We start from the raw sequence: 16,804 nt of genomic DNA on the forward strand, positions 1-16,804 counted from the left end.
GATGAAAGTGATTGCGATCACCAAAAAACGCCCCATCGAAACGTTTCGATGATCGTTATCACACTCTAAAACAATCAAACGTGCAAATGATAAATCACACACTATTATCACTATCGAAACGTTTCGATGGCTTTTTCTTGAGTTGTTCTCAACCCATTAAACGTTATTTTTCGATAGGTCGTGATATGAAAAAAAGTACCCTAATAAACTCTGAGCTCTCTTACCTAGTGGCGACTCTTGGCCATACAGATGAAATCACGATTTGTGATGCAGGGTTGCCGATTCCGGATCATGTGACTCGCATAGACCTTGCTTTGACTCACGGTGTTCCAAGTTTTCAGCAGACAGTAAAAACCATGCTGGATGAATCTCAAATTGAAGGCGTTGTAATCGCAGAAGAGTTTGCGAAAGTAAGCCCAGACCATCACGCTGCGCTGATTGATTTGGTCAAGACAGAAGAAGCGCGTTGCGGCAAACCGCTTTCGATTACTTACATCACTCATGAAGAATTCAAAGAGCGTACGCATGAAAGCCGCGCGGTGATTCGCACTGGTGAATGCACACCATACGCAAATGTTATTTTCCAAGCTGGCGTAACGTTTTAGCTCATGCGAAACGCAACGACAGTCCAGCGTCATTGCTGAAAAAAGATAGACACAACCAAATACAACTGGCCCCGAGTAAAGGAACCGACATGACTCAAGCCATTTTAGAACTTAGCTCAATTGAGAAAGCCTTCCCTGGTGTGAAAGCACTGGATAAGGCAAGCCTCAACGTTTACCCAGGACGCGTAATGGCGTTAATGGGTGAAAACGGTGCAGGTAAATCCACGCTTATGAAAGTGCTTACGGGTATCTATCACTTGGACAGCGGCACTATCGCTTACCAAGGAAAACCGGCTGCATTTAAAGGACCGCGTGACTCTCAACAAGCAGGCATTAGTATCATTCACCAAGAACTGAACCTAATTCCTGAGTTAACCATCGCCGAGAACATCTTCTTAGGTCGTGAAATCACGGGCACCATGGGTCGCATCTTGTGGAACGAGATGTACCAAGAAGCCGACAAACTACTTAAACGCCTTAACGTGAAACACAGTTCAAAAACACCTTTAGGTCAGTTGAGCCTTGGTGAGCAACAAATGGTAGAGATCGCAAAAGCCCTATCGTTTGAATCTAAGGTCATCATCATGGATGAACCAACCGATGCGCTCACTGATACCGAAACTGAGTCGCTATTTAAGGTGATTAACGAGCTACGTTCTGAAGGCTGCGGCATTGTTTACATCTCTCACCGTTTGAAAGAGATCTTTGAGATTTGTGACGACATCACGGTACTTCGTGACGGTAAGTTTATTGGTCAGTGTGAAGTTAAAGACACCGACGAAGATGGCCTAATCGAAATGATGGTTGGCCGTAAGTTGGACGAGCAATATCCACGTATCGGCCAGAGCCACGGTGAAACCTGTCTTGAAGTGATTGGCCTGACGGGTTCTGGTGTTCATGACGTGAGCTTTACTCTGAAGCGCGGCGAAATCCTGGGTGTATCTGGTCTTATGGGTGCTGGCCGAACTGAACTGATGAAAGTGATTTACGGTGCCCTTCCAAGTGAGCGCGGCGTCATCAACCTAGAAAACAAAACCATCAACCCTGTAAGCCCGAAAGACGGCTTGGCCAATGGCATTGCTTACATCTCTGAAGACCGTAAAAGCGATGGCCTTGTGCTAGGACTTTCAGTGAAAGAAAACATGTCGTTATGTGCACTGGATCTGCTGACTAAGAAAGGTCAAATCCAACATAAAGATGAAGTGATTGCAGTCGATGACTTCATCAAGCTTTTCAACATCAAAACCCCGACTCGCGAACAAATCATTGGCAACCTTTCTGGCGGTAATCAACAGAAAGTCGCAATTGCTAAAGGCTTAATGACCAAACCAAAAGTACTGATTCTTGATGAACCCACTCGTGGTGTCGATGTCGGTGCGAAGAAAGAGATTTACCAACTCATTAATAAATTTAAAGCCGACGGCATGAGCATCATTTTGGTCTCGTCTGAAATGCCAGAAGTGTTAGGAATGAGTGACCGCATCATGGTGATGCATGAAGGCCGTGTAAGCGGTGAATTTGATGCTAAAGAAGCAAACCAAGAATTATTACTGGCGCGTGCGGTCGGTAAAAAGATCAACGAGGACGCAGCATGAGTACTAAAACCATGAGCAAAACAACTGAAGCTCCAAAGAAAAAACCGTTAATCAGCAAAGAGTGGCTGATTGATCAAAAGTCATTGATTGCTTTGATCTTCCTGATTGTTGTCGTTTCATTCTTAAACCCAAACTTTTTCACCGTCGATAACATCCTCAATATCCTACGCCAAACTTCGATTAACGCCATTATCGCAGTAGGTATGACACTGGTTATCTTAACCGCGGGTATCGACTTGAGTGTCGGCTCTGTACTGGCACTTTGTGGTGCTTTCGCAGCCAGCATGATTGGCATGGAAATCCCAGTGATGATCGCAGTGCCAACCGCTCTAGTAGCAGGCGCAGCATTGGGTGCGATCAGTGGCGTGATTATCGCCAAGGGTAAGGTTCAAGCCTTCATCGCAACGCTTGTAACAATGACTCTATTGCGCGGCGTAACCATGGTTTACACAGATGGTCGTCCTATCTCGACTGGCTTTACTGACACTGCAGACGCGTTTGCTTGGTTCGGTACAGGCTACGCAATGGGCATCCCAGTTCCAGTATGGATCATGGCCGTGGTATTCGCTGCAGTATGGTACCTACTTAACCACACACGCTTTGGTCGCTACGTTTACGCACTGGGCGGCAACGAATCAGCAACTCGCCTATCAGGCATCGACGTAGACAAAGTAAAAATCGGCGTTTACGCAATCTGTGGTCTGTTAGCAGCAGTTGCAGGCATCATCGTGGCATCTCGTTTGTCATCAGCTCAACCTACCGCAGGTATGGGTTATGAATTAGACGCCATCGCAGCCGTAGTTCTTGGTGGCACAAGCTTAGCCGGCGGTCGTGGCCGCATCATGGGCACATTGATTGGTGCTCTGATTATCGGCTTCCTAAACAACGCCCTAAACCTATTAGACGTATCTTCTTACTACCAGATGATTGCAAAAGCTGTGGTTATTCTTCTGGCGGTATTAGTCGACAACAAAAACAAATAAAACCTATTCACACTCTAGGTTAATACAAGTAACACCCTAGTTTAATAAAAGTAACAGTTTGTTTTACCTTAAAATATTAGAATCTATAAATAATGTAACTACGAGCTAGGACTCACCTCCTAGCTCACCCTACACAAAGGACTTACACCATGAAAAAATTAGCGACTCTTATTTCTGCTGCTCTTCTTTCTACAACGGTATCTGTGTCTGCACAGGCGCAAGATACAATGGCAATCGTTCTATCTACATTGAATAACCCATTCTTTGTAACCATGAAAGATGGCGCAGAAGCGAAAGCGGAAGAGCTAGGCTACAAGCTTATCGTTCTTGATTCTCAAAACGACCCAAGCAAAGAGCTTTCGAACATTGAAGATCTAACCATTCGTGGTGTTAAGGCAATCCTGATTAACCCTACAGATTCAGATGCAGTATCTAACGCTATTCGTATTGCTAACCGTTCAAACATCCCTGTACTAACGCTAGACCGTGGCGCAAGCCGTGGTGACGTAGTGAGCCACATTGCTTCTGATAACGTAATCGGCGGCGAAATGGCAGGTCACTTCATCATGGAAAAAGTAGGCGAGAAAGCGAAAGTAATCCAACTTGAAGGTATTGCTGGTACTTCTGCTGCTCGTGAACGTGGTGAAGGCTTCATGAACGCAGTAAACGGCAGCGACCTAGAGCTTTTAGCAAGCCAACCTGCTGATTTCGACCGTACTAAAGGCCTGAACGTAATGGAAAACTTGCTTGCAGCTAACCCAGACGTACAAGCAGTATTCGCTCAAAACGATGAAATGGCACTAGGTGCACTTCGCGCAGTTCAAGCTTCAGGTAAAGACGTAATGATCGTTGGCTTTGATGGCACTGAAGACGGCATCGCTGCTGTTAACCGCGGCCTACTAGGCGCAACGGTTGCACAACAGCCTGATCTAATCGGTTCTTTAGGTGTTGAAATGGCAGACAAAGTACTGAAAGGCGAGACAGTAGACGAGTACGTACCTGTACCTCTAAAAATCATCGCTAAGTAATTGAATCCAATATCGACTAAATAAAGAAAAAAATAGAGCGACACATAGGCAGGGATTCCCCTATCCCTGCCTTATTAAACCAACCCAGACAGTGCATCGCTGTTTCTCATAAGCCGTCTAACAAGGCGAGCAATTTACGTAATGAGAAAGACCCATGCATTTTCAAATACGATATATCATAAGGCTCGTATCATGACTCAACTGATTGTTTTAGGTAGCGTTAACGCTGACCACGTACTGCAAGTTCCTTCGTTCCCTCGTCCGGGTGAAACCTTGATTGGCGGTAACTATCAGGTCATCCCTGGCGGCAAAGGCGCAAACCAAGCGGTCGCTGCAGCAAGATTAAACGCAGACATTGGCTTTATCGCCTGTGTTGGTGACGACCCATTTGGGATCAATATTCGTCAAGACTTCGCCAAAGATGGCATCAACATCGACGGTGTGATCGTTGCAGAAAACACACCGACGGGCATCGCGATGATCCAAGTATCAGCAACGGGCGAAAACAGCATTTGTCTCTCTGCGGAAGCCAACAACAAGCTGACTTGCGACCAAATCGAACCGCATCTAGAGAAGATTCGCGGTGCTAAGTACCTGCTGACTCAGCTTGAAACGCCAATTGAAGGCATTGAATACGCAGCAAAAGTAGCAAAAAAGAGCGGCACGCAAGTGATTCTTAACCCGGCTCCTGCTCGTCCATTATCGGATTCACTGCTTGCTTGTGTTGATGTGATCACACCCAACGAAACCGAAGCAGAAGTGCTGACGGGCATTACCGTGACGGACAATGCATCTGCTCATCAGGCCGCTTTGGCTCTGCATGCTAAAGGCATCGAAACGGTAATGATCACGCTAGGCGCGAAAGGCGTGTGGGTGAGTCATCGTGGTCAAGGTAATGAAGCTAGCGAAGGTGAATTAATCGCAGGCTTCCGCGTTGAAGCAACGGATACAACCGCCGCTGGTGATACTTTCAATGGCGCATTAGTCACAGGCTTGCTTGAAGACATGCCATTAGAACGCGCGATTAAGTTTGCTCACGCTGCCGCTGCCATTTCAGTGACTCGCTTTGGCGCTCAAACGTCGATTCCAAGCCGTGCTGAAACCGATGCGTTTTTGGCAGAGCAACTGTCTGCTTAGCTTGATTTTGACTGTTAATCGGTAACAACAAATAACAAGCATAAGCCCCTGTTTTCAGGCAGAATATCGCCCAACGTGGAAAAGTGATTCCCACAAGGATTTTATATGGCAACAATGAAAGACATCGCTCGGGTTGCAAAAGTTTCAACGTCTACCGTGAGCCATGTGATGAACAAATCACGTTTTGTCAGTGAAGAGATTGCTGAGCGTGTTAACAGTGCGGCCAAAGAACTCAACTACGCGCCGTCTGCATTGGCTCGCAGCTTAAAAATGAAGCAAACCAAAACCTTGGGCATGCTGGTTACCACCTCTACCAACCCATTCTTTGGTGAGGTAGTAAAAGGTGTTGAGCGTCGTTGCTACGAGAAAGGTTACAACCTTATCTTGTGTAACACCGAAGGCGACAGCGAACGCATGAAATCCTCTATCGATACCTTGCTACAAAAGCGCGTCGATGGCTTGATGCTGATGTGTTCAACGCTTGAAGGTCAGCATATCGATGTGTTCGAGCGCTATCCAGAGTTGCCTGTCGTGGTAATGGACTGGGGGCCAATGCTGTTCGCAAGTGATAAAATCCAAGACAACTCGCATCAAGGTGGCTACATGGCAACCAAACACCTGATCGACAATGGTCACTCGGATATTGGCTGTATTACTGGCCCACTGCATCGCAACCAAGCCTCTTCTCGTTATCAAGGCTATAAACAAGCAATGGAAGAAGCGAATTTAGAGATCAACCCTAAGTGGATTGTTGAATCAAACTTCGAATGTGATGGTGGCTTTGATTCTTACCAAACATTAAAAGCTCGTGGTCAAATGCCTTCGGCCTTGTTCGTTAGTAACGACATGATGGCGATGGGTGTGATTCATGCGGCAGCTCAAGATGGCACATTGATTCCAAATGACCTGTCTATCATTGGCTACGATGACATCCACTTATCTAAGTACATGACACCCGCTTTAAGCACAATCCACCAGCCAAAGCACCGTTTAGGCAAAGCGGCGGTCGATACCCTGCTAAGCCGACTACAAACGCCAGACGCCTACCCGCAAGTCGTTGAACTAGAACCGACTCTTGTAGAGCGAAGCAGCGTAAAAGCGATTTAGGGCTCAACCTGCCCATGATACAGTTGAAAGCTAGCTTATTCGGGCTAGCTTTTTTGTCTTTGGCACATAATTACGACTCTTACTTGCTCCATAAATACCCTTTATATGCAGGACTTACATCCCCAACGTATGCATTTGCGCGCTTAGCAACTATTTACGCACTTAGCTACTGGTTATCATCTACACTAACAATGAAATGACATCGACATGGAGAGCGCTGTTTTATGATCGCGGGTTGGTTTGACAACATATCCCTACAGAAGAAGCTATTGGTTAGCTTTTTTATTCCTATCGCTTTGATGCTTATCGTTGCTTTTTCTGTTCATGACAACACCCGAAATATTGTGAAAGACAATAATTGGGTCGTTCATACACACAAAGCCATCGCTCGGGCTCAAGAACTTCTCAGCCTAACAGTAGACATGGAAACGGCTCAGCGTGGCTATCTGATCTCCGGTGACCTCGTTTTTTTAGAACCCTACTACTTAGCACTTGATGTATGGCCTCAAAAAATTCAAACCCTTGCGACTCAAGTGAGTGACAACCCACCTCAAGTTGAACGCCTTAATCGAATTGATGCTATCCACAACACATGGCTAGAAAAATCAGGAGAGAAAGAGATCATGCAGCGCAACCTCGTGAACAGAGGTGAAGCTGAAATGCAAAGTGTTGTCTATCTCACTCAGCAGCGAACCGGAAAAAGACTGATTGATGAGATCCGTCAAGAGATTGCTCAATTTATTGAAATTGAACAACAACTTATCAGTGTCAGAGTCGCCAAGTCCGAAAGCTCAGCCAATCAAACCAGTTATGTACTCATTCTGGGAACACTGTTTTCGGTGTTTATCTCACTCCTTGTCGCTACGTGGTCGTCCAAGCGAATTAAACGAAGATTACACACTCTACTTAAAGCCGCGAACCAAGTTGCCGCTGGCCATTTGAAACAAGGCGCTGCGACTCTCGAACTTGGTTCAAAGAACGACAGCCAAGACGAAGTGGCTCTCCTCACACAAAGCTTTCAAAAAATGACAACAAACCTCGTAAAAAATGACAGCGAAATGCGAGAGAAAAATCAGGAGTTAGTCGAAGAAAGAACCAAAGCAGAAGCGGCTGTAAAGGCTAAGAGCGAGTTTCTGTCGACCATGAGCCACGAGATTCGAACGCCAATGAATGGAGTACTTGGTATCTCCCAGATCATTGCCAGCCAAACCCAAGAGCCGGAAACAAAAGAGAACATCGATCTCATTCTCGATTCTGGCCATCATTTAATGACGATACTCAACGACATATTAGATTTCTCGAAAGTGGAAGAAAATAAGCTTGAGTTAGACTTTGCACCCTTTAATTTTGTCCAAGTAATACAACCTGTACGTAGCGCGCTTAAACCTTTGGCCGATGAAAAAGGCATTCGCCTGTTAATCGAAAATAATATACCAACAAGCATCCAGCTGATCGGAGACTGTGCAAGATTACGTCAGATCATGTTCAACTTGGGCGGTAATGCGACCAAATTTACCAAAGAAGGTCACGTGTCCATTCAAGCGGATCTCAACAGACCAAACAACCAACTTATTCTCACGGTAACAGACACGGGTATTGGCATTCCAAAGGACAAACACGAGCAAATTTTTAATTCGTTTGAACAAGCTGACACTTCAACCACAAGAAAGTTTGGCGGGACGGGGCTTGGCCTCGCGATCGTTAAGAATCTAGTCAGCCTAATGAATGGTGAAATAACACTGACGAGCGCTGTCGGGCTTGGCACAAAATTCCAAGTTTCTCTGCCTATCGCATGGCAAGAAGGAAAAACAGGGGATATCGTCACACCAGTAATCAATACAGAAAACCTGACTTGTGATTCATTGCGTATTTTATTGGTGGAAGACAATCGTATTAATGCGATCGTGGCACAAGGCTTCTGTGAAAAGCTCGGCCATCATGTTGATCTTTCGGAGAATGGTAAATTGGCAATTGAACGCCTCAAAACCAATCAATACGATCTGATCTTGATGGACAATCACATGCCGGAAATGAACGGGATCGAGACCACTCAGTACATCCGCGAGAAACTAAAACTCGACACCTTGATATTCGCCTACACGGCCGATGTTTTCCGTGAAGCTCATGACAACTTCATTCAAGCCGGTGTCGACCATATTCTGACTAAACCTCTGCAACAAGAGAGCTTTTTCGACGCCCTGCAACAATTTTCGAATCGATTACCTAAGCAAATAAAAACCGAAGGCTCGAGTGACATCAAAAACATCGTCGAACTTCATCGCAAGCCAATTGAAACACTGAGATTAACAGAAGAAGAGATAAGTCAGTCAGAAGTGATACGCATACTTAAAGACGACACGGAAGGATTCAGCTTACTTATCGATTCGACCATTATTGAGTTCGAACAGTCTGTTGATCGAGTCATCGAATACTATTTAGCGAAGGAGTTAGAGCCACTATGTCGCACCTTGCACTCCATTAAAGGTATGTCGTTAAACTTAGGTCTCAACATGCTTTCTAAGCAGGCATTAGAGCTAGAAGTGCAGGCAAAAGATCAGCAACTGCCTGATATTGAACTGCTGCAAAAGCTGCTCAATCGACTGACGGTCAACATACATCAAGCTCAGCGGATGAAAGCGGTTAATTCGATTGAGCGCCAGACTCAAATGAATGATAAAACTTAAAAAAATTCACTCTCAAACCAAAGCGCAAGGTTTAATCACCTTGCGCTTTTCGATCTTATGTCGCTCTAGTCTTTGTTCTAACGGTTTAACGGTTTAACAGGGCGGTTATTTGCTGGATCTCATCTTCGACATCAATACCATTGTATTGCGGCGCAATCGAGAGATCTTGAATACTCACAGTTTCTACAGATTGCTTGTCGTTGAGCTGAAGCATTAAGTCTCCTTTTGGTGAATAGGTTCTACTGCTACCACAATAAGTCGCGGTAAACGCATCAACCACATCCTGCCCAACGCGATTACACGTCACGACATGACACCCCTCTTCTAAAGCTCTCGCTTGAGCAATAGCAAAGCTGTGGTGACCGCCAAAGTTGGCCGGGTGCAGAATAACGTCGACCGACTGATACGCTCTCATGATCTCCGGGAACCAAATATCAAAGCAAATTGCGACACCAAACTTTAAGCCCTTGTGCTCAAATGTAAGGAGCTCACACCCACGTGAAAAATACTGTTTGTCGAATTTGGTTTGACTGATTTTTCTGTATTTATGAAGTAAACCTGAACCATCAACCACCACGACGCTATTGTAATATTGGCCGCTATCTTTCTCTGCAATACCAGCAACAATCAAGGTGTGATGCTTCGCTGCCATCTGAGTTAATGAATCAATAGTAGTACTGTCGTTGAAGTCTTCAGCCAGTTCATGAATTTCTTCAGCATCGTTAAAAATATACCCAGTAGTGAACAGTTCAGGCAGTAAAGTAATATCACCGACTGACGACTCAGCTTCCAAAAGATCAGAGACCGACTCAATGTTCTTTTGTTTGTTTTTGTATTCAACTTCAAGCTGAATAAGGGTGATACTGACATTATTCAAAATCGAATCCTTGCTAGGTAATACTTCAAACTAGAGACTAAGAACTAAGAACTAAGAACTAAGAACTAAGAACTAAGAACGACAGAGTAAGGCAACTCCCTATCACTTTCTTATTCACACGCCAAAGGTTGAAGCAGGTGCACAATCCTGTACGCATTTCAAATCTGCCTACGGCGCTAATTTAGGCTCTGGCAAAACTGGTGGAGTGCTGTCCATGTAGGTTAAGAAATTTGCCCACACTTCGTGCGTGCGCTGCTTGGTTAACGTTGTCTTGCAGGAAAGCGCCATAAGGCCTCGTATTGAACCATCACGCCATTGGGTGTACACAGAGCTACAATGAGCCGACATGTACGCCTGCCAGCTCTCCTGAGCCTTCTTAATTGATGCAACCAGCTCAGCATCATAAGCATTGTGCTCAAAGCTGGCTGTAAGGTATTTATCCAGTTCCGCTTGTGCGGATTCCAACTCAATTGCCGCACAGTGATTAATCTCTATGGTATTCATCGCATTCTCGCAATCGACAACATCATCGGATGCTGATGCTAGCAAAGGTAAACACGTTAATAACACGACCGTTAAAACCTTTTTCATTATTGTTCCCCTAATTAAAAAGCACGTGTATGCGCCCTATTAATGCCAAGCGTTACGAATCTTAACGGCATGAGACGCCAATTGTTGATAACTGCGTTTAGGGTTATGACACAAGATGACGAAAGCATATAACCACAGAACAAGAAGCATGGAAAACAAACCTGACTGAAAACCATCTAGGTACAACTCAGGTAGCAAGTCGATTACCTTTTGATAGTTCGCTATTGAAATTGTTGTTTTATTGCTAATCAACTCATACGTTAAGCTTATTGGACCCACGAAAGTCCAAACTAAAAACCAAGATACCCCAGCGACAGGAACTAAGCTCAGTAAAGGCTTAAATTGCTTAACTGGAAAAATGAAATACAAAAGCATAGTCAAATATAGAACGGCTAAAAATAAGCTCCAAGCGTTAACGCTGACTCCAAAAATCCGATAACGCTCATCGACATACATGATTAACACTACCGCCCCCAATACACTAAGCGATAATAATTTTCCCATGTACCTCGTTTTAGAAAATCTGATCAGTACATAACCAATCACAAGAAGGAAACAAGAGATCCAGGCTAAAACCTCAGCCGTAGTATCTAAAAAGACAGGTGTTGCTGTATTAGACAAAATAAGGATCGCGTAAGTAGGACCTATCAACAAATAGGCGATCAAAACACGCAGCAACATCCAAATCATATTTTTTATCATTACGCTCAAATCCACTCACTCGCATTATTTCAAAAATTACAGTTTTCAATTTGATGATAAAAAACCGGCCACAATCCGCTTCATCAAAAAACGCAAAAGTACTGAACAAAAAAACGACACACTCAACCTTGGAAGCATATCTAACGTTCTGATTTTTATAGTAAGACGATAAAACACTCTATTTCAATAAATAACACGTGCGCACATTCACACTATTTATGCATTGCCTTGCATCGCTATCATTAAATTTATAAATTAACTTGAATGCTCACCCAAACCGGTAACGCTTCTCCAACTATGGATATCAATTACCCGAATATTGCTAAAACATCTTTATGCTTCGTTGTTTCCTTTTGTATATCAATGGCAATGCTCATTCCGGCTACGCCTTTTCATTACCAAACGTTGACTGAAGACTCATCCAAACAACTAGAGCAAAAACTGAGGCACATTCAATCTCAATTCGATTACTTTTTGACTGAGGTTGAGCACGGGCAATCATGCGAGTCCGTGGTTACTCGGCTGAGACAAACGGTTTTTGATACCGACTGGATTAAAGAAGCGGCGTTGTTTAATAAAAATGACCAATTTTATTGTTCAACAACAGAAGGTGACGTCTCATTCCGTCTCTTTAAATCCATCAGAGAGCGCTTGAATTCCGATCCCAACATGACGACGTTGTCTTATACCAATGCTGCGATCACTAAAGTCAATTCCATCATGCTCATTTCTTCTAACGAAGATAATGCGGGAATTAGCTTAATGATCCCTCCTCATTTCCTGTACGACATAGTAAATCGAAATCTATCCAATTTTGGTATCGAATCAAAAGTAAAAGTAATTGATAAAAATATATCCTTAGCAAACGAAGGGACATATTTACAGAAAGTAGTCATTGTTTCTGATAAATACCCACTAACCGTTACCTCATATATTGGGTATCAGTATTACTTTAATTACCTCTTACGTTACTCTTGGTTCGGTTTCCTATTTGCAGGAATCGCGACAATTATCGCCGTGTCTATCAGGCACAATAAACAAAACCACAGAAGCTTAGAGTATTCATTATCTGATGCGTTAAGAAACGATCACTTGCATGTCCACTTGCAGCCTATCGTTAACCATAATACTCATGAAATAGTCGGTTGCGAGTCTCTGTTGAGGTGGCATGACCCAATCGAAGGTAACGTATCTCCCGCAATATTCATCCCTCTTGCAGAAAGCTTAGGGTTAATAGAAGACCTCACGTACTTCGTGTTACGTGAAGTATTAGCCATGATCAACAGCAACCAACACCTGTTTCAATCAAGGTATGTCAGCGTCAACATAAGCCGGAATGTGCTATCAAATAGCAACTTCGCAAGCAAGGTGAGTCATATATACAAGAAGAACCCTGAGATTCTCAAACAGGTGGTTTTTGAAGTAACCGAAGATGGTGAATGTTCTGATGCCGACATGGTCAAAATCAGAGGCAACCTAACCAAACTATCGAATATGGGCGTAAGAGTCGCGATTGATGATTTTGGTACGGGCTATGCGGGCTTAGACTTTGTGAGACAGTTCCCGTTTAGCATTCTCAAAATCGATCGCGTGTTTGTGAAAAACATTTCAGACGAATCAAGCCTTGGTATCCCTTTGTTGGAGTCCATGCTTCAGTTGTCCCGCACCTTAGGTATGCAAGTGATCGTCGAAGGGGTTGAGTACGAGTCCCAAGTGAACATCTTGTCTAAACTGGGCGTCGACTATATCCAAGGCTTCTATTTTTATAAACCGATGCCAATAAGCCTGACGATAAGTTTGCTCAGACAGCAACATATGGCTGCAGATAATGAAGACAAACTCTCATCCACCTCAACGCCAGAATGGGAACAAGTCTAAGCAGACTCATTGATGGCAGCCTGCCTCACAATCTTTTTACTTCGAGTTAGGACACTTGGAGCGTTTCCAACGAACATAAGAGCGTTGTTCACGCCCCTAAAATACATGCGTGTTATCTAGATACCACGCATGTGTCTGAGAGTGAGCGGTTTCTTTCAATGTTACGCTTCACCGTTTACTCATAATCAAAACATTGCTGTTTGAGCCAATGGCCTAACGTTCTGATTTCAAACTGCTTGGCTCTCGAATTTTTGTAGACAAAGTACATATTGTCGCCAGTCGGTAAGTCGTGCATTGGGATACGAACCAAGTTTTGTTGAAGATCTTGGTCATTAAGAAAGTAGTCGTTCAGGAACGCGATACCTTGATGGTATTTCACGGCCTCAGCGGCCAGTACCATGTGGCTGAATTGGCTAATTTTTACATCCTTTGGCAGGCTGAAACCACCGAGTTCACACCACTTAGCCCAGTCTTTCGCTTCACCGCCTTCCTTGAAGATTGAATTTACTGAAAGTAACTGCTGATCCCATAGTGCCTCTGGCAAAGGTTTATCTTCAATTCTCTGCCACACCTTTTGGCTACAGAACGGATAGAGCTGCTCTTTATATAAGAAGTCACCAACGTAGTTTTTCTTTGGCGGATTAGCCGTGATAAAGCAGTCGGCAACTTGATCCGAGAACTCTGGCTCATCGGCCACCATACTTAACGTTAAATCGATTTCTGGATGCTGTTGGCGTAAGTTTTCGAGCCGAGGCACCAACCATTTAACGGCCAAAGAACTGTACATTGCAATCCGAATTTTCCCACTTTCACCCTCGCGGATTTGGTAGCTGGCTTGCGCGATATTCTGCAATGAATGAGACACCTCTTCGTAGTAACGCTCTCCTATCGGGGTGAGCGATAAACGCCTTCCCTGACGCACAAACAAGGTTTCACCTAAGTATTCCTCAAGCAAGCGAACCTGATGACTCACCGCACTTTGAGTAACATGAAGCGCTATCGCCGCCTGAGAAAAGCTATTAAAACGAGCGACCGACTCGAAACATTGTATTGCTCTTAAAGGTGGTAATTTCATTATTAGTTCAGCTCATACTAAGTGAATTTTTATCATTATATATGAAACGATTTTATGCATTAAGATTACGCCATCGCACTTCTTCATTTTATTTTAACCCACACTGAACACGCGTCAGTCAATGATAGGAGCTTCATCATGCCTTCAATGTCTGTTGGAATGGCAATGAGTTTACTCATTGTCGGTAATCTAATTGCGATTTTCTCTGATGCCTTAATTAAAACCTTGGGCGAAGACATTGCTGTGTTTCAATTTGTCTTCTTCAGACAGTTAACTGCCGTGTTAATCCTTCTGCCTTTTTGTTTTGGCGTGAGTAAAAAGAGCTTCACCGATGGGCTGAAATGGCATGCCTTGCGCGCGCATATATGGTTACTGGGTGCGATCTTTATGGTGTTTGCCATCAATGCCATGCCATTGGCCACCGCCAACGCGATTTTCTACGCCGCACCTTTGATGATGCTTCCGTTAGCCTTGGTATTTTTCAAAGAACAACTCAGCCGCTACTCAGTTGCTGCTGGAATATTTGGCTTTATGGGCGTTCTGGTCATCATTCGCCCGACAGAGATCGATTGGGCGGCCATTGCAGCGCTTATCGTAGCGTTAACCATTGCCAGTAATAACTTATTGATCCGCAAACTCCCGAAGCATCAAACCGTGGCACAAACCTTGTTGTTAACCAATTTAGCAGGCGTTCCGGCATCACTTGGACTCGCCATTTGGGAAGGCCGTGAATGGGATTGGTCACCACTTATCACTGCCGCAGGTTCAAGCGGCTTTATCCTCATCTACGCAGCGATATGTGTCGTCACTTACCGATCGGCAGAAAGCAATAAAATCGCCAGTGCTGAATACAGCGGCTTACTCGGTGCGGTGGGAGTTGGGTTGGTCTGGTTTGGTGAAATGCCTGATATTGCAATGGCGATTGGCACTGCAATGATCATATTGCCGCTCATCTGGCTGGCTCGAAATGAAAAGAAGCAAAGCTAACGAAGTTTATTGATAGCAGGCCTGAATACCAAGCGTAATGAGTAAGGTATCACTTCAGACAAGAGCTATAATTAATATGAACAATGTGAAGCCGTAACGTAAAAGCGACGGCTTCACATCTTTGTCTCTTCGTCTCTTCGTCTCTTCGAGCTGAGCTTAAAGAGAAATAGAAAGCGAACAAAGGGATGAGTTAGTCAGAAAATTAGACTAGTTCGTCGCTTTTGAATCTGATGAATTGGCCGCTTTCGTCGCTTCTTCAGCGGTTTTCTTACCAAATACCGTATCCATCATAAAACCAATACGCTTAGATGCATCACCGAACTTGTTCGGGTTAGCCGTATATGGAACTTTAAACTCTACTTCACCTACTCTTTGCCCGTTCTGATAAGCATTGATCTCCGCTTGCTTTAAGAACAACGCTAAGTCCCAGCTCCAATGGCCTTCATACTCCAATGTCAGCTTATCAAGATCGTGCTTAGACTTATCTGGTACGACGGTGTAGGTATAATCGTTATCTTGCAGCCACGCTTCCATGGTATTCAAGAACCCTTCACGTGTTTCAGCGTCTTTAACGATAACAACATCCACTTCAGTCGTAGGTTCTGGAATCGCGCTCCCTGTGTAACGAGGGGCTCCACAACCAGCCAAAATTAAAACCGAAAGCGATAATAGTAGGTATTTTTTCACGTTATATATCCATTAACAGTTAACTGCGTAAATGATACCACATCAAAAAATGACATATTATATAAACAAAAGTTAATCAGACATTCCTTGTTACATAAGGCACTAAAAAACAACGAAAGAAAATGCGAAGACGATGGGTCTCCTTGGAGGGACATTTAATTTCATCGCATCGTTGAGTGCATAAAAGGAATATCATGGAAAAGAAACTTCAAACGAAATTGGCGGCCAGCCTACTGCTATTGCGAGTCGGCATTTTCATCGTCTTCTTGTTCTGGGGCTTGGATAAGATTCTGGTACCAGAGCACGCTACAAAGGTGCTGTCTGGCTTTTACGGTATCAACATTTCGGACAACGCAATAATGGCTATGGGTGTCGCTCAGCTCGGATTTTTAGGCGCGTTCGTCGTCGGCATGTGGAAAAAGTACACCTACGGTGCCATTTTAGTCCTGCATGCAGGTTCCACCTTCGCCTCTTTTGGAAAATACATGGACCCGTTCAATAACCTACTGTTCTTCGCCTCTTGGCCAATGCTCGCAGCCTGTGTCGCAATCTTCTTACTTCGCGACTACGACACTTACAGCGTTTCCAACTAACACGAAGGGCGCCTGTTATTGGCGCCCTGTTTGGTTGGCTTGATTCTTAAAGGTTTGTTACACGAAGTACAGTAACTAGTCTTGAATAGGCTTTGTTGCGTAATTAAATTTAGAGATAGAGCCACCCCGTTTCGCGTATTCCTTAGTCAATACGACAAGTTTCAGGCATACCTAACCCAGTAAGCTTGTTCAACGCTTTTATCATCGCGTAAGTTTCACCCACCTGTGCATTGTAATTTCTTAAACTCAATCGTCCTCCTAGCAACTGTTTAACT

The 16,804-nt window shown here is 44.2% G+C and carries 15 protein-coding genes and 1 pseudogene; 10 read left to right on the forward strand and 6 right to left on the reverse strand.

The features are described 5' to 3' along the window. The first annotated feature begins 185 nt into the window (after nt 1-185). The 7 genes from rbsD to AACT19_RS19900 all read left to right on the forward strand — a co-directional run bounded on the left by rbsD (nt 186) and on the right by AACT19_RS19900 (nt 9,139). Entirely contained in the window at nt 186-605 is a 420-nt protein-coding gene (gene rbsD / locus AACT19_RS19870) for a D-ribose pyranase (protein ID WP_076648401.1), read from the forward strand. An 89-nt stretch (nt 606-694) separates the two neighbouring features. Continuing rightward, nucleotides 695-2,200, forward strand: a complete 1,506-nt coding sequence (gene rbsA / locus AACT19_RS19875) for a ribose ABC transporter ATP-binding protein RbsA (protein WP_076648381.1) — start codon at nt 695-697, stop codon at nt 2,198-2,200. Further along, on the forward strand, nt 2,197-3,183 hold the full coding sequence (gene rbsC / locus AACT19_RS19880; RefSeq protein ID WP_004730344.1) for a ribose ABC transporter permease: 987 nt from the start codon (nt 2,197-2,199) through the stop codon (nt 3,181-3,183). Before rbsA ends, rbsC begins: the two co-directional genes overlap by 4 nt. Nucleotides 3,184-3,332: 149 nt before the next feature. Beyond that, the gene (gene rbsB, locus AACT19_RS19885; protein ID WP_009844904.1) at nt 3,333-4,211 is read left to right on the forward strand and encodes a ribose ABC transporter substrate-binding protein RbsB; all 879 of its coding nucleotides are present in this window, start codon (nt 3,333-3,335) and stop codon (nt 4,209-4,211) included. Between the two features lie 192 nt (nt 4,212-4,403). Continuing rightward, nucleotides 4,404-5,348, forward strand: coding sequence for a ribokinase (gene rbsK, locus AACT19_RS19890; RefSeq protein WP_076648383.1), 945 nt, complete (start codon nt 4,404-4,406; stop codon nt 5,346-5,348). A 105-nt stretch (nt 5,349-5,453) separates the two neighbouring features. Next, complete coding sequence (locus AACT19_RS19895) at nt 5,454-6,455, forward strand: substrate-binding domain-containing protein (protein ID WP_004730338.1); 1,002 nt, start codon at nt 5,454-5,456, stop codon at nt 6,453-6,455. A 224-nt stretch (nt 6,456-6,679) separates the two neighbouring features. Further along, a complete protein-coding gene (locus tag AACT19_RS19900) occupies nt 6,680-9,139 on the forward strand; it encodes a CHASE3 domain-containing protein (protein ID WP_076648385.1) in 2,460 nt (819 codons plus the stop codon). Nucleotides 9,140-9,224: 85 nt separating this feature from the next. Here the strand turns inward: AACT19_RS19900 and AACT19_RS19905 are convergent, their stop codons facing one another. The 3 genes from AACT19_RS19905 to AACT19_RS19915 form a co-directional block, all read right to left on the reverse strand. Then, nucleotides 9,225-10,016 carry a carbon-nitrogen hydrolase family protein gene (locus tag AACT19_RS19905; protein ID WP_076648387.1) on the reverse strand — a complete coding sequence of 264 codons (792 nt, stop codon included), beginning with the start codon at nt 10,014-10,016 and terminating at the stop codon, nt 9,225-9,227. 168 nt (nt 10,017-10,184) lie between these two features. Then, complete coding sequence (locus AACT19_RS19910) at nt 10,185-10,607, reverse strand: lysozyme inhibitor LprI family protein (protein ID WP_076648389.1); 423 nt, start codon at nt 10,605-10,607, stop codon at nt 10,185-10,187. A 39-nt stretch (nt 10,608-10,646) separates the two neighbouring features. Then, the gene (locus AACT19_RS19915; RefSeq protein ID WP_083717898.1) at nt 10,647-11,309 is read right to left on the reverse strand and encodes a hypothetical protein; all 663 of its coding nucleotides are present in this window, start codon (nt 11,307-11,309) and stop codon (nt 10,647-10,649) included. Between the two features lie 297 nt (nt 11,310-11,606). Here AACT19_RS19915 and AACT19_RS19920 point away from each other — a divergent pair, with 297 nt between their 5' ends. Further along, nucleotides 11,607-13,187, forward strand: coding sequence for an EAL domain-containing protein (locus AACT19_RS19920; RefSeq protein ID WP_076648391.1), 1,581 nt, complete (start codon nt 11,607-11,609; stop codon nt 13,185-13,187). Between the two features lie 175 nt (nt 13,188-13,362). Here the strand turns inward: AACT19_RS19920 and AACT19_RS19925 are convergent, their stop codons facing one another. Next, entirely contained in the window at nt 13,363-14,262 is a 900-nt protein-coding gene (locus AACT19_RS19925) for a LysR family transcriptional regulator (protein WP_076648393.1), read from the reverse strand. Nucleotides 14,263-14,400: 138 nt separating this feature from the next. Between AACT19_RS19925 and AACT19_RS19930 the strand changes: the two genes are divergently transcribed. Further along, complete coding sequence (locus tag AACT19_RS19930; RefSeq protein ID WP_076648395.1) at nt 14,401-15,249, forward strand: DMT family transporter; 849 nt, start codon at nt 14,401-14,403, stop codon at nt 15,247-15,249. A gap of 207 nt (nt 15,250-15,456) precedes the next feature. Here the strand turns inward: AACT19_RS19930 and AACT19_RS19935 are convergent, their stop codons facing one another. Next, nucleotides 15,457-15,936 carry an Sbal_3080 family lipoprotein gene (locus AACT19_RS19935; protein ID WP_017089890.1) on the reverse strand — a complete coding sequence of 160 codons (480 nt, stop codon included), beginning with the start codon at nt 15,934-15,936 and terminating at the stop codon, nt 15,457-15,459. 194 nt (nt 15,937-16,130) lie between these two features. Here AACT19_RS19935 and AACT19_RS19940 point away from each other — a divergent pair, with 194 nt between their 5' ends. Further along, a complete protein-coding gene (locus tag AACT19_RS19940) occupies nt 16,131-16,529 on the forward strand; it encodes a hypothetical protein (RefSeq protein WP_076648397.1) in 399 nt (132 codons plus the stop codon). Nucleotides 16,530-16,671: 142 nt separating this feature from the next. On the opposite strand, the pseudogene AACT19_RS19945 reads toward AACT19_RS19940, so the two are convergent. Further along, nucleotides 16,672-16,804, reverse strand: a pseudogene (locus AACT19_RS19945) (IS5/IS1182 family transposase); the annotation flags it as partial.

The sequence above is a fragment of the Vibrio sp. 10N.222.47.A9 genome (genome assembly GCF_963872585.1).
GTDB lineage: Bacteria > Pseudomonadota > Gammaproteobacteria > Enterobacterales > Vibrionaceae > Vibrio > Vibrio splendidus.